We start from the raw sequence: 17,887 nt of genomic DNA on the forward strand, positions 1-17,887 counted from the left end.
TCTCGGCGGACTCGCGCGCTTCTTGGACTCCTTGGCAAGGACCTTGAGCACCTCGGCGTCGGTCAGTTCTCGCGATTGTTTGCCGGAGACCTCCTCGGTGCGGATCGCGGCGAGCAGCATCCGCAACGTCGCGGTGCGCAGCTTGTCTTGGGACTTCATCGCCGTCGTCAGGTCGGCCCGCAACCGGTCCTTGAGTTCCGCCATGAGCCAAAACTACGCCGCCGAAGTCCGGCACGGCCGCGCGACGACGTTGTCAATTCGCATCGCCCTCGACAGGATGGTGGCCATGAGCACCCACGCCGGCGGGTCCGGTACCGCAGGTCCGCCGCCGGGGTACGGGCCACCACCCGGCTATCCACCGCCGGGCTACGCGGCGCCGCCGGGTTACGGGCCGCCCCCGGGATACGGGCCGCCCCCGGGATACGGGCCGCCCCCGGGTTACGGGCCGCCGCCGGGCTACGGGCCGCCGCCGGGATACGGGCCGTTCGCGCTGAAGCCGGGGGTCATCCCCCTGCGGCCCCTGAGCCTGTCCGACATCTTCAACGGCGCGGTCGGCTACATCCGGGCCAACCCGAAAGCGACGCTCGGCCTGACCACCATCGTCGTGGTCATCACGCAGGTCCTCGCGTTGATCCTGTCCATCGGCCCGCTGGCCGTCGGCGGTCAGCTGGTGCCGGCACTCAGCGGCGAAGAAGAGGTGTCGACGGGGGTGCTGCTCGGCTCCATGATGTCGAGCCTGGCCGGATCGGTGGCAACCGGGTTGTCGTCGATCCTGCTCAGCGGGTTGCTCACCGTCGTCGTCGGCAGGGCCGTCTTCGGCTCCGGGATCACGATCGGCGAAGCGTGGCAACGACTTCGGGGCCGGCTGTGGGCACTGATCGGGTTCACGGTCCTCGAGATGATCGGTGCACTGCTGCTGATCGCCGCGGTCGTCGGCCTCATCGTCTGGATAGCTGTCGCCGCAGGCGGCGCCGCCGCGGTGATCATCGGAATCCCGTTGGTACTGGCGCTGATTGCGGCGCTGGTGTACCTGGGCACGATGTTGACCTTCGCGCCGGTCATCATCGTGCTCGAGCGGCTCGGCATCGTCGCCGCCGTCCAACGGTCGTTCGCGCTGATCAAGCGAGACTTCTGGCGGGTGTTGGGCATTCGGCTGCTGGCGGTGATCGTCGCTCAACTCGTCGCGGGTGCCGTCGCGTTCCCGTTCAGTCTCGGCGGACAGATCGTGCTGATGGCGGCCACGACGACGGCTGCCGCGATGCTCGCGCTGATCCTGCTGACCGTCGGCGGTGCGATAGGTCAGATCATCACCGCACCGTTCAACGCCGGCGTGGTCGCGCTGCAGTACACCGACGGCCGGATCCGCAGAGAGGCCTTCGATCTCGTGCTGCAAACCGGCGCGGGGTACGGCCCCGCCGCCCCGTCCGACTCCACCGACCATCTTTGGCTGACCCGCCAGAACTGACGTGCCGACGATAGACATCGACCGCGATGCCGCGCACGAGGCCGCGCAGCGCGAACTCGCAAAGCCGATCTACCCCAAGGGGTCCCTCACCGAGCAGGCCATCGACTGGATCGAGGACCTGTTGTACCGATTGGCGGTGCAGGGCGCATCGGTGCCCGGGGGGTGGGTGACGGTCACGGTGCTGCTGATCCTGGTCGCGGTGGCGGTGGTCGTGGCGGTCCGGATCGCGCGACGGTCGATGAGGACCAGCCGCGGCCGCGATGAGGCCTTGTTCGGTGGCCAGGAGCTGACCGCGGCACAGCACCGGGCCGCCGCCGAACGTTCGGCCGCGGCGGCGGACTGGACGGCGGCGATCCGGCACCGGCTGCGCGCCGTCGCCCGCCAGTTGGAGGAAACCGGTGTGCTGGATCCCGTCCCCGGCCGCACCGCCACCGAACTCGCGCGTGACGCGGGACGACAGCTGCCGCATCTCACCGGTGAATTGGACGCCGCTGCAACGGCTTTCAACGACGTCACTTACGGCGACCGACCAGGCACCGAGGACGCCTACGCGCTGATCACCGGTCTCGACGACCACCTGAGGTCGCGGTCGCCAGTGGCCGCCTCCGCTGCGTCCGCTCCCGCCGTATCCGACGGTTGGGCGGAAATCCGTTGATCGTCGAAGCCACCCCGGGCGGGCGAGGCACCGCCACGGAACCGACGATCGGCCAGCGGTGGCGCGGTGCCCGTTGGGTGCTGCTGGCGCTGGCCGTCATCGTCGCATTCGCGACGCTCAGCGCCTATCTGACCGCACCCCGGCCAGGGGGGCGGATGGATCCGGACTCCACTTCGCCGGACGGCGCTCGGGCGCTGATGACGCTGCTACGCGAGCACGGTGTCGACGTCGTCGAGGCACCCGATGTGGCCGCGGTCGAGGCGGCCGCCGGCCCCGACACCCTGCTGGTGGTGGTGCAGACCTATCACCTCGTCGACCGTGCCGCGCTGCGCCGGTTGGCCGGGCTGCCCGGTGATCGTCTTCTCGTACAACCGATCTCGCGTAGCCGGGAACTGCTGGCGCCGGCGATCAAGTTGAGCGGGGCAACCACCTTCGGGGGCGGTGAGCGGCCGAACTGCGATCTGCGCGAGGCGACCCGCGCCGGGGCGGTGCAGTTCGGAGTCAGTGACGCCTACGACGCATCAGACGACGACACCAGCGTGACGCGCTGCTACGACGGCGCGCTGGTCCGGTACACCGCCGACGGCCGGGACATCACGGTCGTCGGAAACTCCGAATTCATGACGAACGGCGGGTTGCTCGAGGAAGGCAACGCCGCGCTGGCCATGAACCTCACGGGCACACATCAGCGGATGATCTGGTATGCGCCGCAATTCACCGAGGGCGAAGCAGAGGGTGGGGCAACGCTATTCGACCTCGCGCCTGAGCAGGTGAAGTGGATCATCTGGCAGCTCGTCGCGGTGGTGGTGTTGCTGGCCGCCTGGAAGAGCCGGCGCATCGGCCCACTCGTGGCCGAACGACTCCCCGTCGTGGTGCGAGCCTCCGAGACCGTGGAAGGACGGGGCCGCCTGTACCGTTCGCGGCGGGCCCGCGACAGCGCGGCCGCGGCGTTGCGCACCGCCGCGCTGCAGCGGATGCAGCCCCGCCTCGGCCTTGGCGTCAACACCGACCCGGCCGCGGTCGTCCAAGGGATTTCGGCACACTGTGGCGTCCAACCGCAGTCGGTGGCCTACGCGTTGTTCGGCCCACCACCCCGGGACGACGCCGAACTGGTCAGTCTCGCACGCGAACTCGACAACATCGAAAGGCAGGTCGCACGCTCGTGACTCAGGCAGGCGGACACGATTCGGCGCGAACCGCGCTACTGGCGCTGCGCTCGGAGATAGCCAAGGCAGTAGTCGGACAGGACGCGGTCGTCAGCGGACTGGTGATCGCGCTGCTGTGCCGCGGCCACGTTCTCCTCGAAGGAGTCCCGGGGGTCGCCAAGACGCTGTTGGTCCGCACGCTCGCCTCCGCGTTGCAGCTCGACTTCAAGCGGCTGCAGTTCACCCCCGACCTCATGCCCGGTGACGTCACCGGCTCACTCGTATACGACGCGCGCACCGCGGAATTCGAGTTCCGGTCCGGACCCGTGTTCACCAACCTGCTGCTGGCCGACGAGATCAACCGGACACCGCCCAAGACCCAGGCGGCACTGCTGGAGGCGATGGAGGAACGCCAGGTCAGCGTCGAAGGCGAAGCGCGCCCGCTGCCGGATCCGTTCATCGTCGCCGCCACGCAGAACCCGATCGAGTACGAGGGCACCTATCAGCTCCCGGAGGCGCAGTTGGACCGGTTCCTGCTCAAGCTCAACGTGCCGCTGCCGTCGCGGGAACAGGAGGTCGCGATCTTGAACCGGCATGCGCACGGCTTCGACCCTCGGGACCTGTCGATCGTGCGGCCCGTCGCGGGAGCCGCGGAACTGGCCGCGGGACGTGCGGCCGTACGGGAGGTGTTGGTAGCCGACGAGGTTCTCGGCTACATCGTCGACATCGCCTCCGCGACAAGGCACTCGCCTTCGCTGCAACTCGGAGTCTCGCCGCGCGGGACGACCGCGCTGCTGGCGACCGCCCGGTCGTGGGCCTGGCTCTCGGGACGCAACTACGTCACGCCCGACGACGTCAAGGCGATGGCGCGCCCGACCCTGCGCCACCGCATCCAGCTTCGGTCCGAGGCCGAACTGGAGGGCGCCACCCCCGACGGCGTGCTCGACGGCATCCTCGCGGCAGTACCGGTGCCGCGCTGGTGATTCTCACCGGACGTGCCGGATTGGTCGCAGGAATCTGCGTCCTGCCGATCGCGGTCTCACCACGCCCGGCCCTCACGTTCGTCGTGCTGCTGATCGCATTGCTCGTGCTCATCGCGGTCGACGTCACACTGGCCGGCAACACCCGGCGCGTACGCTTGCGCCGGTCCGGCGACACCGCCGCACGGTTGGGACAGCAGGTGGCAGCCGTACTGCTGGTCGACAACGCCGGCCCGCGCCGCATCAAGGGGGTCGTCCGCGACGCCTGGCCGCCGAGCGCGCGTGCCTCCCCCCGTCTTCACCCGGTCAATCTGGCTGCCGGCCAACAACTCCGCCTCGTCACGACACTGCAGCCCGTGCGCCGGGGCGACCAGGACTCGGCATTGGTCACCGTGCGCGCGACCGGACCGCTCGGGCTGGCCGGACGACAGAGCTCGCACCGGGTGCCATGGCGGATCAGGGTCCTGCCGCCGTTCCTGTCCCGCAAGCACCTTCCGTCGCGACTGGCGAAACTGCGTGAACTCGAAGGTAATACGCCGGTGCTGATCCGTGGCCGGGGCACCGAGTTCGACTCACTACGCGAGTACGTCATCGGCGACGACGTCAGGTCGATCGACTGGCGCGCCTCCGCCCGTCGCGCGGACGTGGTGGTCCGCACGTGGCGCCCCGAACGGGATCAACGCGTGGTCATCGTGCTCGACACGGGCCGCACGTCGGCCGGCCGCGTCGGCGTCGATCCCACGGCGAACGACCTCTCCGGATGGCCACGGTTGGACTGGTCGATGGACGCCGCGCTGCTGCTCGCGGCGCTGGCGTCCCGCGCCGGTGACCACGTCGACTTCCTCGCCCACGACCGCGTCACCAGGGCGGCGGTGTTCAACGCCTCGCGCACCGAACTCCTCCCCCAACTGGTGGCCGCAATGGCCCCCATCGAACCCGCGCTGATCGAATCCGACGCCGGCGCAATGGTCGCCGCGGTTCTGCGCCGGGTCCGCCGGCGTGCGCTGGTCGTGTTGCTCACCGACCTCAACGCGTCCGCGCTCGACGAAGGCCTGATGACCGTGCTGCCACAGCTGACGGCAAAGCATGGGGTGATCGTCGCTGCGGTCGCCGACCCCCGGGTCGAGGTCCTCGCCGGCGGACGCTCCGATGCGCCGCAGGTCTACGACGCCGCAGCGGCCGAGCGCGCCCGCAACGAGCGGCGGGCGATCGCATCGCGGTTGCGGCGCCGCGGTGTCGGCGTCATCGACGCCCCGCCTGAGGAGCTCGCACCCGCGTTGGCCGATCACTACCTGGCGTTCAAAGCCACCGGCCGGCTCTAGTGTCGTGAGTCATTAGTTCGGGAGCAGAACTTGGGGTGCCTGTACGCATGCACGGGGCCGGGTGGTGCTGGTCTGCGAGATGGTCCTAGCGCCGAGATTGCATTCAGGGTTGTGCTGATCTGAGAAACGACCACAGCCGTGTGTGCAATCCGAGCATAGGAAGCCGAAAACGGACCACACCGAACGCGCGAACCTCGAATTCTCACTGACGACGAAGTAACGACTCAGGACACTAGCCGGTCGGCACCACATCGGGCGCGTGCTCGACGTCTCCGGTTTCGCCGGCCCTCTCGGCTCGACGTCCGAAGTGGAATATGTAAGCCAGGAAAGCGATCTCGACCGCCACGCCGATGCCTATGCGGGCCGCAGTCGGCAGCGGCGAAGGTGTCACGAGTGCCTCGATGAGGCCAGACACCAGGAGCACCGCCACCAGCCCGCCCGCCACCGCACCGATCGCGCGGCCCTGTTCGGCGAGCGCCTGCCCGCGCGGCCGGTCCCCCGGCGAGATCACCGTCCAGCCCAACCGCATCCCCGCCCCCGCCGCCAGGAACACCGCGGTCAGCTCGAGCAGGCCGTGCGGGGTGATCAGACCGAGGAAGATGTCGCCCTTGCCCGCGCCGAACATCAACCCCGCACTCACGCCGAGATTGGCGGCGTTCTGGAACAGGATGTACGGGATCGGAATGCCGAGCAGGATCGCAAAGCCGAGGCATTGCAAGGAAACCCAGGCGTTGTTCACCCAGACCTGAAGCGCGAACGAGCCGGCCGGGTTCTCGCTGTAGTACGAGGCGAAGTCGTTGTTGATCAGCTGGTCGAGCTCGTCCGGTGTGCCGATCGACGCCCGCACCTCCGGACTGCCCGACACCCACAACGCGATGACCGCGGAGACGACGAGGAACACGACGGCCGTGCTCAGCCACCACCGCCTGGACCGGTAGGCGACCACCGGAAACGACACCGTCCAGAACCGGACGAACTCCCGCCACAGCGGTGCGTGCACACTGGTCACCGCGCTACGCGCCTGCGCCACCAGGCCCGACAACCGGCCCACCACCACCGGGTCGGCGGATGCGGCGCGCAGCATCGACAGGTGCGTCGACACGCGCTGGTAGAGGTCGACGAGCTCGTCGACTTCGGCGCCGGTGAGCCGGCGGCGCCGCTTGACCAGCTGTTCGAGCCGGTCCCACGTCCGGCGGTGCGCCAGCACGAACGCGTCGACATCCACGAATCCGAATCCTAGTAGCGTGAGGTTTCATGGTCGGGCCGCAGGAACCAGTCGTGACCGGGGACGCGGTGGTCCTTGATGTTCAGATCGCCCAGCTTCCGGTTCGCGCGGTCGCAGCGCTCATCGACGTCACCGTGGTCTTCCTGCTCTATCTGATCGGGCTGCTGCTCTTTTCGCTGACGATCACCCAGTTCGATCCGGCGCTGTCGGCCGCGGTGATGATCATCTTCACCGTGCTGGCCCTGCTCGGGTATCCGCTCGTATTCGAGACCGCGACACGGGGTCGGTCGCTGGGCAAGATCGCGATGGGGCTGCGGGTGGTGTCCGAAGACGGTGGCCCGGAACGCTTCCGGCAGGCGTTCTTTCGCGCGCTGTCCGGCGTGATCGAAATCTGGATGCTCGCCGGCGGTCCCGCGGTGATCTGCAGCTTGTTGTCGGCCAAAGGGAAACGGCTCGGGGACATCTTCGCCGGCACCGTGGTGATCAGCGAACGCGCTCCGCGGATGTCGCCCCCACCGCCGATGCCGCCGCAGCTCGCCTGGTGGGCATCGTCGTTACAGCTGTCCGGACTTCGGCCCGAGCAGGCGGAGCTGGCGCGCCAGTTCCTCGGCCGGACAGCGCAATTGAACCCTGCGGTTCGCGAACAGATGGCATACCGGATCACCGCCGGCGTCGTCGCGCAGATCTCACCGCCACCGCCGCCGGGTACGCCGCCGCAGCTCGTACTCGCCGCGGTACTGGCCGAGCGGCATCGCCGGGAATTGGCTCGCCTGCAGGCAGCGCAGTCGGCACGCCAGCAGCAGTGGCCGGGGTATCAAACGCCACCACCGGTGAACCTCCCACCGCAACCGATGCCGCGTCCGGACTCCGGCGGGTTCACCCCGCCCCGCTGAATTCAGTTGTAGCGCAGAGCTATCACCATCAGGATCGCCGCGGTGATGCTGGTGGCCGTGCGCACGTGATTCCATGCGGTCCACGGCGAGTAGTACTCCCGCCATTCACGTGCCGCCTCGGCGACCGAAAGGCCGGCGGGGTCGACGGTGTCGAGGTGGTTGTTCAGCGGCACATTGAATGCGATCGTGATGATCGCGGCGAGCACACCGAAGACGGCGCCCACCAGCGCCCAGACGCTGCCAGGCTGGCCCCACTTCACGACGGCCATCACGCCGACGGCGACCGCGAGGACCGCAGGACCGAAATAGCCGAGCAGGAAAGGCGCATTGGTGTTCGCCTCGGCGTTCATGCCGCGCATCGCAATGATCGCGTCGACCGGACCGGTCCGATCGAGTCCGCGCAGCACGAAGGTCGAAAACACATACATCATGCCGGCGGCGGCCGCCGCGGCAAGCGCGGCAATCGAGGTCAGGATGACGAAGGGAGTGGCTGTCATGGCTTCAGTCAACCGGTGCGCGCAGCGGCATGCCATCGTCGAGCGTCCTGCGCGCATACGCGCGCGTCTAGGTGGCCCGCACGCCGCGATAGAGCTTGGTCGACACCGCCGCCAACCAGCCCCACACCAGCACGACGGCCGCGGTGAAGGTCAGAACCGCTGCGGCTCCGCCTGTTCCGGCCAGCGCGAGGAAACTCAGCCCGAAGACGGCGCCGGTGGTCCGCGAGAACCACGCCCACGCCGGGTCACCGGTGCCTGCGAACCAGCCGGCGATCACGAAGCAGGCGGCCACCAGACACCCGAACGCGAGGCCGGCGATCGCGAAGTGCGCCATGCCGTGCCAACTCACTTCGCCCATCCCCGGCGGCGTGCCGGGTGGGAAGCCGTCCGACGGATCCGCGCGGAAGACGCCGGCGCCGAGCAGTCCGACGCCGTAGGCGCCGAGCAGCGCCGCCGCCCAAGCGGACCGGCGTCCCCCACCGAGTGCGCGGCGCACACCAACCGCCGCGGCGACGGTCATCGCACCGGTGATCAGAAAGTTGACGATCTGAATCCACCCCCATGGGCCGTTGGCGAGTTGGCTGATCGCATGCCGCGTCGGGTCGTAGCCGTCTCGAGTGAGTGCCTGCGCGGCCGCGACGACAACGTAGATCGGTCCGGCGATGATGCCGTAGCCCAGCAGTGACTTGGTCACCCGCACATCCAGGGGTGGACAGTCAGTCGTGGTCATCGAGCGCTCCCTCCGAATAGACTGGACGGTACAGTACTGAGAACTGGACTGTCCAGTACTATATGGTCGTGACGACGGAGGCACTCGGCCGATCCGCCCGCAAGCGCGCATCGATCCTGTCCGCGGGCCGTGCGCTGTTTCTGGGCCACGGTTACCAGGGCACCAGCATGGATCAGGTGGCCGCGACGGCCGAGGTGTCCAAGCAGACTGTGTACAAACACTTCGGCGACAAGCAGGAACTGCTTCTCGCGATCGTCGACGACGCTCTCGAGCACACGGTCGCCCCGTTTGCCGACCGCATCGAAGCGCTGGCCGAGACCTCCGATCTCGAGGCGGACCTGACCGCTCTTGCGGGTGACTATCTGCGCGCGGTACTGCAGGAACCCGTCGTGCAGTTGCGCCGACTCATCATCGGCGAGGCCAACCGATCGCCGGCGCTGGCGCGGTTGTACTACGAGCGCGCGCCCGCCCGAACGCTGTCCGCCTACGCCGACTCCTTCGGTCACCTGCACGGCCGCGGTCTGCTCCACGCGCCCGAACCCCGCTTGGCCGCCGAACATTTCGCGTTCCTGATCGTCGGCAGGTGCATCGACCAGGCGCTGTTTCACGGCGGGCCCGATGTGCTCGAGGCAATCGATGTCGACCAGCATGTCGCCGCCGGTGTCGCGGTCTTCCTGGCGGGCTACCGCGCACCCGCGGGATAGGCTCACAACGTGGACGCCGTTGTCGGCTTGCTCGACGGGGTGCGGGCGCGCGGCGCGTTTGTGCTGCGGATGCGGATGGACCCGCCGTGGTCGCTGCTCATACGCGATGACGCGCCGCTGACCCTGATCTGTCAGACGCACGGCAGCGCAGCCATCGTGGGCGAATCCAGCGGAACGACATGGTTGCATCCCGGCGACGTCGCATTGACCCGCGGCATCGATCACTACGTGTTCGCCGATGATCCGTCGACCGCCCCGATGATCGTCATCCATCCGGGTCAGCGCTGCACGACGCTGACCGGTGACACCCTCGAGTTCGCGATGTCGATCGGCGTGCGGACCTGGGGCAACAGTGCGTCGGGCGCGACCCGGTCGGTGATCTGCGCCTACGAGGGCCGCAGCGAGGTCAGCGCCCGCCTGTTGGATGTGCTGCCCGCGGTGCTGGTGCTGCGTGCCGACGAGTGGGACACGCCGCTGGTGGACCTGCTCGGCGCCGAGGCGGGCTGTGACGGCCCCGGGCAGGAGGCCTACCTGGACCGCCTGCTCGATGTGCTGCTGATCGCGGTGTTGCGGGCCTGGTTCGGTCGTGACGGCAACGCGCCGACGTGGTGGCACGCCGAGCAGGACCCCGTCGTCGGACCCGCGCTCAAACTGATCTACAACAATCCCGAGCATCCCTGGACGGTTGCGAATCTCGCTGCGGCGGTGGGTTCCTCGCGGGCGGTGTTCGCTCGCAGGTTCACAGATCTGGTCGGCGAACCACCCATCGCGTTCCTGACCGGTTGGCGGCTCGCCCTCGCCGCCGATCTGCTGCAGTCAAGCGGGGCGACGATCGCGGCGGTCGCGCGGCGGGTCGGCTACAGCACGCCCTTCGCATTGAGCAGCGCATTCAAGCGGGCCTACGGCGTCAGCCCGAACACCCACCGCGCCGCGAGTGCGTCACCCGGCGATCCAGTTGCCGTGGAAGCCGTAGGGAACCCGTTGCGGTAGCTCGATTCTCGCCACCGGCGGGCCGGAGAAGTCGGAGGCGTCGATGATGACGAGGTCGCTGCCGTCACGCGCGGGGTCGTAGACGTAGCCGAGATACCAGCCGCTGCTCTCGTCGGCGGGCGCCGATGCCGACGGGACGAACACCGCCTCGCCGGGGCCACCGGGGGCTTCTGCGGTACCGAAGGTGTGCTCCACCGCGGCGCCGGTCGACAGCTCGTAGCGCACGAGCCGGCCGTCACCGACGGCGACGGCATAGCGGGCCGGCAGGGTGGCCAACCGGTCGTCGATGCGCGGGAACTCAACCGCGCGCTCGTCGAGCTGCCGTTCGGAGACGGTGCCCGTGGACGGATCGATCGTCCAACTCCACAACACACCGTCGGCCTCGAAGCCGCCGGTGCCCCGCCACAGCTCGGGATAGCGGACCGCCTGCAGCACAACGGAATCCCCGCTGTCATACGCGTTCGCGACGTGGAACACATAGCACGGGTCGATCTCGAACCACCGCACCTCGCCGAACGGATCGTCGCGGCGCAGCAGGCCGAACCGAGCGCCGTAATCGTCGTCCCACCGATACGGCATGTCACTTCCGGCCTTCATGGCGATGTCGAGGTCGAACACGATGGGCAGGTCCATGAAGACGACGTACGACGCGGTCAGCGCGAAGTCATGCATCATCGTCAGCGCCGGCACGTCGAGCGGCCGGTTGACGGTCAACTCGCCGGCGGCGTCGGCGCGGTGATACGTGACGTGCGGGGCGAAGATGTTGCCATAACCGAAGAAATGCAACTCGCCGGTCGTCGGGCAGATCTTGGGATGCGCGGTCATGGAGTCGACGAGTTTGCCGCCGAAATCGTAGGCACCCAAAGTCTCCAGATCGTTGGTGATCTCGTAGGGCAGAGACGATTCGACGAGCGCGAGAGTTCTGCCCGCGTGGTTGACGACGTGGGTGTTGGCGACGCTGGCCCGCAGATTGCGGGTGCCGTCGGCGTTGTAGAGCGGAAACTCGGAGATGAAACTGTCCGTTCGCACCCACCGATTGCGGTACCACTTGGCCCGTCCGCCTTCGATGCGGACGCCGTGGATCATGCCGTCACCGGTGAACCAGTGCACCGTGGCCTGGCGCGGGTTGGGCCCGTTGCGCAGATACCAGCCGTCCAGTTCCGCCGGTATCGCGCCGTGCACCGGAAGGTCGTATTCGGTCAGTTCGTCTGCAACCGGGGCGTAGTTGTCGCGCCGGAAGAAGTCGTCGGTGCCGAAAAGCGTCGAATCGGTCGTCTCGGTCATCTGGGCCTCCTGAAGTCGGTGAACCGACACTGACATGTCACTCCTGACATGTCAAGAGTGAAGTATGCTGAAGCGGTGAGTTTGCGGATTGCGGCACTGGGCCTCCTGGCCCAACAGCCAGGCAGTGGATACGACCTGCTCAAGCACTTCGAGAAGTCGATGGCCAACGTGTGGCCGGCCACCCAGAGCCAGTTGTACGGCGAACTGAACAAGCTGGCCGACGCCGGGTTGATCGAGGTTTCGGCCATCGGGCCCCGCGGCCGCAAGGAGTACCGCATCACCGCGGCCGGCCGGGCCGAGTTGCGGCGGTGGATCGTCAACCCCCAGGATGATCCGCCGTTTCGCAGCCCAGCGCTTCTGCGCATCTTCCTACTCGGTGAAGTCACTGATGAGCAGGCGCGGGCGCACCTCACGGCGATGGCCGAGCGCGCCGACGCCGAAATCATCCGGCTCGAGAAGCTACGTGACTCGATCGCCTGGGACGACAGTGACGGGCTCTTCTACGGCCGAGCCGCGCTCGAATACGGGCTGCAGCTGAATGCGATGGAAGCGGATTGGGCGCGGTCCGTCATCGAGGGGATGGACGACCGGGACCGACGCCGCGACGTTGCATCACGATAGTTTCCGATATATCGTCTACGTATCGGAAGCGCACGACGCGCTTTCTCACGATTAAAGGAAACGAACATGACAGACCCATTCACGCCGCCGCCCGGCGGCTTCGGCTTCACCCCACTGGACCGGCGCGCCCTGCATCAGCAGCGGCGGCAGGCCCGGCGCGAGTTCCGCGAGAACCTGCGCGAACAACTCCGCCAGCACGACGGCGGGCCAGGCTTCGGCGGCCCACCCGGGTTCGGTCCGGGTCGCGGCGGCTTCGAGTTCGGCTTCGACCCGCGCGGCTTCGGCTTCCGCCCCGGCTTCGGCGCGGGATTCGGCCCCGGCGGCCTGCACCGCGGCCGCCGTCGCGGCCGTGGCCGTCGCGGCGATGTGCGCTCGGCGATCCTCAAACTTCTCGCCGAACGGCCCATGCACGGCTACGAGATGATCCAGGAGATCGCCGAGCGCAGCCAGAACCTGTGGCGGCCGAGCCCCGGGTCGGTATATCCGACACTGCAGTTGCTCGTCGACGAAGGGCTCATCGAGGCGACCGAAAGTGACGGCAGCAAGAAGCTTTTCGAGCTCACCAACGACGGACGCACTGCGGCGGAGAAGATCGAGACCGCGCCGTGGGAGGAGATCGCCGACAACGTCGACCCGAGCCACGTCAACCTCCAGACCGCGGTCGCCCAGCTGATGGGCGCCGTCGCGCAGGCGGCCTTCGCCACCGGCGAGGAGCAGCAACAGCGGATCGTCGACATCGTCAACAACGCCCGGCGCGAGATCTACGGCATCCTCGGCGAGTCTGAGTAAACCGTCCGGTTTGCGATTTGTGGAGTGTTCGCGGCGGTCAGCGCCGCTAGCGCTCCACAAATCACTCGACGTCGACCCAGTCCAGCGTGCGCTGCACCGCCTTCTGCCAACCGGCGTAAGCGAACTCGCGCTGCTCGTCGCTCCACGATGGCGTCCAGCGCTTGCCCTCCTGCCAGTTCGACCGCAGGTCATCGGCGTTCTCCCAGAACCCGACGGCGAGACCGGCGGCGTATGCCGCGCCCAACGCGGTGGTCTCGGCGACGACAGGCTTGACGACGTCGACGCCGAGCACGTCGGCCTGAATCTGCATGCACAGATCGTTGGCGGTGATGCCGCCGTCGACCTTGAGGACCTCCATGCGCACGCCGGAGTCGGCCTCCATCGCGTCGACGACGTCGCGGCTCTGGTAGCAGATCGCCTCGAGGGTTGCCCGCGCCAGATGCGCGTTAGTGTTGTACCGCGACAGGCCGACGATCGCGCCGCGGGCATCCGAACGCCAGTACGGCGCAAACAATCCCGAGAATGCGGGCACGAAGTACACGCCACCGTTGTCCTCGACCTGGCGCGCCAGCGCCTCGCTCTGCGCCGCGCCGCTGATGATGCCCAGCTGGTCGCGCAGCCACTGCACGGCCGAACCGGTGACCGCGATCGAACCCTCCAGCGCGTAAACGGGTTTGGCCGGCCCATCTCGGTCCGTGAACTGGTAGCACAGTGTGGTCAGCAAGCCGTTCTCGGAGCGCACGATTTTCTCACCAGTGTTCAGCAGCAGGAAGTTCCCTGTGCCGTAGGTGTTCTTGGCCTCACCGGCATCGAGGCACACCTGGCCGACCATCGCCGCCTGCTGGTCGCCGAGGATCCCGGTCAGCGGCACCTGACCGGCGACCGGCCCGTCGTCGCGAGTGATGCCGTACGACTCCGGATACGACGACGGTTTGATCTCCGGCAGCATCTGCCGCGGAATCCCGAAGAACGACAACAGTTCGTCGTCCCAGTCCAGCGTCTCCAGGTCCATCAGCATGGTGCGGCTGGCGTTGGTGACATCGGTGACGTGCGCGCCGCCGCGCGGACCACCGGTCAAATTCCACAGCACCCACGTGTCGGGTGTACCGAAGATCGCGTCGCCGGTCTCGGCGGCCTCCCGGACGCCCTCGACGTTCTCCAGGATCCACTGGACCTTGCCGGCCGAGAAATAGGTCGCCGGCGGCAGGCCGGCCTTGCGGCGGATCACCTCGCCGCGGCCGTCCCGGTCCAGCGCCGAGGCGATGCGATCGGTGCGGGTGTCCTGCCACACGATCGCGTTGTAGTACGGCCGTCCGCTCCGCTTGTTCCAGACCAGCGCGGTCTCCCGCTGGTTGGTGATGCCCAGCGCGGCCAGGTCGGTCGCCGCCAGGTTCGTCTTGTTCAGCGCCGACATGATGACCGACGCGGTGCGCTCCCAGATCTCGACCGGATTGTGTTCGACCCAACCGGCCTTCGGCAGGATCTGCTCGTGTTCGAGTTGATGGCGGCCGACCTCGACGCCGCCGTGGTCGAAGATCATGCAGCGGGTGCTCGTGGTGCCCTGATCGATCGCGGCGACGAATTCGGCTGGCATTCCTTCATGATGGACTACATGACCGGACCGCTCGCCGACATTGACCGCATGCCCCGCGGTGGACCAGACGCCTCGTGCCTGGACCGACTGCTTGAAACCGACCGGCTCGAGTACCTGGACCGCGACTCGGACCGTCCTGCCGACGCCGCCCGCAAGCGCAGGGTTATCCGCGCGCTGGAATGGACCGGCGAGCGGTTCGGCACCACCGGCAAGTTCGCCGAGATCGCGCTCGCCGAGGTCGCCGACGTAGCCGACCCGAAGATCCTCGAACTCGGTGCGGGGCACGGGGGTTTGTCGCGCAAGCTGCTCGACTGGCATCCGACCGCGCACTTGACGATCACCGACGTGGAAGCGGCCTCCGTCGAGGCGATGGCCGACAGCGACCTGGGCCGGCACCCCCGCGCCGCGGTCCGGCAGATGGACGCCACCGCGATCGAGGTCCCGGACGGCGAGTTCGACCTGGCGGTGTTCGCACTGTCCTTCCACCACCTGCCGCCCTCGGCAGCCGCGCGCGCGATCGCCGAAGGCACGCGGGTGGCCGGCAAGCTGCTGATCATCGATCTTCCTCGGCCACCGACGCCGCTCCATCTGCTGCGCCTGGCGACCATGCTTCCGTTCGCGCCGGTGTTCCCGTCCATACATGACGGCGTGATCAGCTCGATGCGCGCGTACAGCCCGTCGGCGCTGCGGGCGTTGGCCGCACATGCCGGACCGGGCATCGAACTGGAGTTGCGCGGCGGGTTGATGAGCCCTCAGGTGGTGGTCGCGCGCTGCTGACGCTCCACGGCGCGCCACACCGACGGCCACCGCTGCTGCCCGTACTCGATGAGGGCGTCGAGCACGTCGTACAACGCCGGATGCCGCGCGATCAGCACACCGATCAGTTTCATGTTGACCTTGATACCCGCGTCGCCGCAGGTCAAACCCTGCGGCGGGGACGGGTGAGCCGGTGCAGAAGCCACGCGGCGGGGATCGTGAGCGTCAGTGTCACGACGAACAGCACCACCACCGAACCGGTGTAGACCTGCCAGCGCAACACCGACACCATCGCGATCTCCATCACGAGCACGTGCAGCAGGAAGATCTCGTAGGAGATCTCGCCCAGCCACACCATCGGCCTGCTGCTCAACAACCGCGAGTACCAGCCGGTGTCGCCGAGCGCCAGCGGTGCGACGACGAGCGTGGCGATCGCCGCGTAGAACATCACCTTGACCAGATCCTGCCCAAGGTCGAGCGCCGGGGCGTCGGTCCGTCCGGCGATCGGGGTGGCCACCACCAGATAGGCGACGAGCGCGACCGGCAGCGCCGCGAATGCGTAGCACCGAACGTTGTTGTGCGCCAATACCGCAAGCGCCATCCCGCCAACGAACCACACGAGGTAGTGCGGCAGCCACAACCCTGCACCGTTCGGCAGCCAGTCGGTCTGGTGCATGACGACGAGCCACAGCGGGCTCAGCGCACCCGCGGCGGCCAGGCCGGCCAGTAGCACGCCCGGTCGCCAGCGACGCCGGCACAGCCATACCAGCAACAGGTAAGCGAGTGCGGGCAGCACGGCGTAGAACGCCACCTCGACCGCCAAGCTCCACATCTGCGTGAGGCCTTGGTGCACGTACGTCGTGAGGTAGTTGCCGCTGTAGATCTGCGTGAGCGTGAGGTTGCGCAGCAACCCGTTCCAGCTGTGCCCCGGATTCGGGTTGATCGGACGGAATTCGTAGACGACGTAGGCCAGCAGGACCGTCACCGCGTAGGCCGGCATGATGCGGCGCACCCGGCTGCGGGAATATCGGCGCAGGCTCGGCGGTGCGGTCCCGGTCGCGGCGGCGCGCACCCACGAACCGAACAGTAGGAAGCCCGAGAGCACGAAGAAGATCGCGACACCGATCTCCATGCGCGCGAACGTCAACCCGAGATAACCGCGGTTGTATGCCCCCGTGCCGTAGGCGGCGTGGGTCCCCATGACGAGCAGCGCCGCGACAGCACGAATCCCTGTGAGCGACGCGACCCGGTCGACCGTCGAAACCTGTTCGAGGCCACCCTGGTCGTCGCCCGACCATGGACCTGACACCGGGTCAGTATCAGACCGTGACCGACGAACCGCGTTCCAATTCGATGATCCGCTCACCCAGCCCGCGCCTCTTCATCTCGTCGAGGAAGTCGGACAGCGGGGAGGCGAACACCCCGTAGTCGTCGAAGTGCACCGGGATCACCTTCGGCAGGTCGACCAACTCGACGACGTCGGCGCCCTGACCACCGTCCATCGTCACCGTCAGCCCGAACGGCAGGTGCCTGCCGAAGGGCAGACGAGTACCGCCCAGATGCAATACGCCGAGGTCGATCGATTCGAATCGCACTGGTATGTCGCGCAATTCGTCGACCAGCAGCGTGTCTCCGGAGATGTAGAGCCGCCGGCGCGCCGCCCCGTCGGAGAATTCGACCATGCTGCCCATCACCGGCGGCAGCAAGCGGTCGATCGGGGTGGGCGCATGCCGGCCGGGCAGTGAGGTGACGGTGACCGACGTCGTGCCCTTGACGAATGCGTGACGCTGCCAGGTGTCCAGTGCCACGGCACGGCCGAACCCGCGGTGAGCCAACCGCGTGGCCGCGTGCGGTGTCGTCACGATCGGCAGCGCATGGTCGAGTCGGCGCTGCGACACCCGGTCCCAGTGGTCGCCGTGCATGTGCGACAGCACCACCCCGTCGAGCGCGGGCAACTGGTCGATGTCGAGCGCCGGTCCTTTGCGCCGCTTGGACAGCAGGCCGTAGCCCAGGTAGGCGTGCTGGCCTTGGTGCAGGAAGTTCGGGTCCGTCAACAGGGTTATGCCGCCGCCGGAGATCAAGGTGGTGGCATTGCCGATGAAGGTGACGGTGACGTCCATCGCCTCCGACTACCCGCCGCGGCGGGGTTTATGCCGCCGACTTCCCGGCGTGTGTGCGCGAACGTCGACGAATAGCGGCGTGTCTCGGTGCAAATACCTGCGCTCGCCGACAATGGG

Annotated in this window: 20 protein-coding genes; 11 read left to right on the top strand and 9 right to left on the bottom strand. The window is 67.9% G+C overall.

Features of this window, described 5'->3' with window-relative positions; translation table 11 throughout:
• A partial coding sequence (locus AU187_RS00005; RefSeq protein ID WP_172800116.1) for a GatB/YqeY domain-containing protein occupies positions 1–204 on the bottom strand: 204 nt, incomplete at its 3' end.
• A gap of 82 nt (positions 205–286) precedes the next feature.
• Here AU187_RS00005 and AU187_RS00010 point away from each other — a divergent pair.
• The 5 genes from AU187_RS00010 to AU187_RS00030 are packed head-to-tail and all read left to right on the top strand — an operon-like array spanning position 287 to position 5,567.
• Positions 287–1,465 (top strand): hypothetical protein, encoded by a 1,179-nt coding sequence (locus AU187_RS00010; RefSeq protein WP_172800132.1) that lies wholly within the window; start codon positions 287–289, stop codon positions 1,463–1,465.
• Between the two features lies 1 nt (position 1,466).
• Positions 1,467–2,120 carry a DUF4129 domain-containing protein gene (locus tag AU187_RS00015; RefSeq protein ID WP_059166121.1) on the top strand — a complete coding sequence of 218 codons (654 nt, stop codon included), beginning with the start codon at positions 1,467–1,469 and terminating at the stop codon, positions 2,118–2,120.
• A complete protein-coding gene (locus tag AU187_RS00020; protein WP_286131827.1) occupies positions 2,117–3,286 on the top strand; it encodes a DUF4350 domain-containing protein in 1,170 nt (389 codons plus the stop codon). Before AU187_RS00015 ends, AU187_RS00020 begins: the two co-directional genes overlap by 4 nt.
• Positions 3,283–4,248, top strand: coding sequence for an AAA family ATPase (locus AU187_RS00025; protein WP_059166122.1), 966 nt, complete (start codon positions 3,283–3,285; stop codon positions 4,246–4,248). The genes AU187_RS00020 and AU187_RS00025 overlap by 4 nt, the downstream gene beginning before the upstream one ends.
• Positions 4,245–5,567: a DUF58 domain-containing protein gene (locus AU187_RS00030; protein ID WP_059166123.1), complete on the top strand. Its 1,323-nt coding sequence runs from the start codon at positions 4,245–4,247 to the stop codon at positions 5,565–5,567. Before AU187_RS00025 ends, AU187_RS00030 begins: the two co-directional genes overlap by 4 nt.
• 232 nt (positions 5,568–5,799) lie before the next feature.
• On the opposite strand, the gene AU187_RS00035 is transcribed toward AU187_RS00030, so the two are convergent.
• A complete protein-coding gene (locus tag AU187_RS00035; protein WP_059166124.1) occupies positions 5,800–6,792 on the bottom strand; it encodes a stage II sporulation protein M in 993 nt (330 codons plus the stop codon).
• A 29-nt stretch (positions 6,793–6,821) separates the two neighbouring features.
• Here AU187_RS00035 and AU187_RS00040 point away from each other — a divergent pair, with 29 nt between their 5' ends.
• On the top strand, positions 6,822–7,685 hold the full coding sequence (locus AU187_RS00040) for an RDD family protein (RefSeq protein WP_059166125.1): 864 nt from the start codon (positions 6,822–6,824) through the stop codon (positions 7,683–7,685).
• Positions 7,686–7,687: 2 nt separating this feature from the next.
• Here AU187_RS00040 and AU187_RS00045 read toward each other — a convergent pair whose 3' ends face one another.
• Positions 7,688–8,182 (bottom strand): anthrone oxygenase family protein, encoded by a 495-nt coding sequence (locus tag AU187_RS00045; RefSeq protein ID WP_059166126.1) that lies wholly within the window; start codon positions 8,180–8,182, stop codon positions 7,688–7,690.
• 67 nt (positions 8,183–8,249) lie between these two features.
• Positions 8,250–8,912 (bottom strand): DUF998 domain-containing protein, encoded by a 663-nt coding sequence (locus AU187_RS00050; RefSeq protein ID WP_059166127.1) that lies wholly within the window; start codon positions 8,910–8,912, stop codon positions 8,250–8,252.
• A 62-nt stretch (positions 8,913–8,974) separates the two neighbouring features.
• Between AU187_RS00050 and AU187_RS00055 the strand changes: the two genes are divergently transcribed.
• Positions 8,975–9,616, top strand: coding sequence for a TetR/AcrR family transcriptional regulator (locus AU187_RS00055; RefSeq protein WP_286131828.1), 642 nt, complete (start codon positions 8,975–8,977; stop codon positions 9,614–9,616).
• 9 nt (positions 9,617–9,625) lie between these two features.
• The gene (locus tag AU187_RS00060; protein WP_059166128.1) at positions 9,626–10,606 is read left to right on the top strand and encodes an AraC family transcriptional regulator; all 981 of its coding nucleotides are present in this window, start codon (positions 9,626–9,628) and stop codon (positions 10,604–10,606) included.
• On the opposite strand, the gene AU187_RS00065 is transcribed toward AU187_RS00060, so the two are convergent.
• Positions 10,556–11,890, bottom strand: coding sequence for a carotenoid oxygenase family protein (locus tag AU187_RS00065; protein ID WP_059166129.1), 1,335 nt, complete (start codon positions 11,888–11,890; stop codon positions 10,556–10,558). The genes AU187_RS00060 and AU187_RS00065 overlap by 51 nt on opposite strands.
• Positions 11,891–11,965: 75 nt before the next feature.
• On the opposite strand from AU187_RS00065, the gene AU187_RS00070 reads away from it, so the two are divergent.
• Positions 11,966–12,511: a PadR family transcriptional regulator gene (locus AU187_RS00070; protein ID WP_156442306.1), complete on the top strand. Its 546-nt coding sequence runs from the start codon at positions 11,966–11,968 to the stop codon at positions 12,509–12,511.
• 66 nt (positions 12,512–12,577) lie between these two features.
• Complete coding sequence (locus AU187_RS00075) at positions 12,578–13,300, top strand: PadR family transcriptional regulator (protein WP_059166131.1); 723 nt, start codon at positions 12,578–12,580, stop codon at positions 13,298–13,300.
• 61 nt (positions 13,301–13,361) lie between these two features.
• Here the strand turns inward: AU187_RS00075 and glpK are convergent, their stop codons facing one another.
• On the bottom strand, positions 13,362–14,894 hold the full coding sequence (gene glpK, locus AU187_RS00080; protein WP_059166132.1) for a glycerol kinase GlpK: 1,533 nt from the start codon (positions 14,892–14,894) through the stop codon (positions 13,362–13,364).
• Between the two features lie 9 nt (positions 14,895–14,903).
• Between glpK and AU187_RS00085 the strand changes: the two genes are divergently transcribed.
• Positions 14,904–15,671, top strand: a complete 768-nt coding sequence (locus AU187_RS00085; protein ID WP_059101756.1) for a class I SAM-dependent methyltransferase — start codon at positions 14,904–14,906, stop codon at positions 15,669–15,671.
• Here the strand turns inward: AU187_RS00085 and AU187_RS25300 are convergent.
• From AU187_RS25300 to AU187_RS00095, 3 genes are read right to left on the bottom strand one after another with little or no spacing between them, the layout of a single operon-like run.
• Positions 15,647–15,784, bottom strand: coding sequence for a hypothetical protein (locus AU187_RS25300; RefSeq protein WP_156425457.1), 138 nt, complete (start codon positions 15,782–15,784; stop codon positions 15,647–15,649). The genes AU187_RS00085 and AU187_RS25300 overlap by 25 nt on opposite strands.
• A 29-nt stretch (positions 15,785–15,813) precedes the next feature.
• Complete coding sequence (locus AU187_RS00090; protein WP_059166133.1) at positions 15,814–16,959, bottom strand: acyltransferase family protein; 1,146 nt, start codon at positions 16,957–16,959, stop codon at positions 15,814–15,816.
• A gap of 10 nt (positions 16,960–16,969) precedes the next feature.
• Positions 16,970–17,770, bottom strand: a complete 801-nt coding sequence (locus AU187_RS00095) for an MBL fold metallo-hydrolase (protein WP_059166134.1) — start codon at positions 17,768–17,770, stop codon at positions 16,970–16,972.
• Positions 17,771–17,887 lie beyond the last annotated feature (117 nt).

It is taken from the genome of Mycobacterium sp. IS-1556 (assembly GCF_001499985.1).
Classification (GTDB): Bacteria; Actinomycetota; Actinomycetes; order Mycobacteriales; family Mycobacteriaceae; genus Mycobacterium.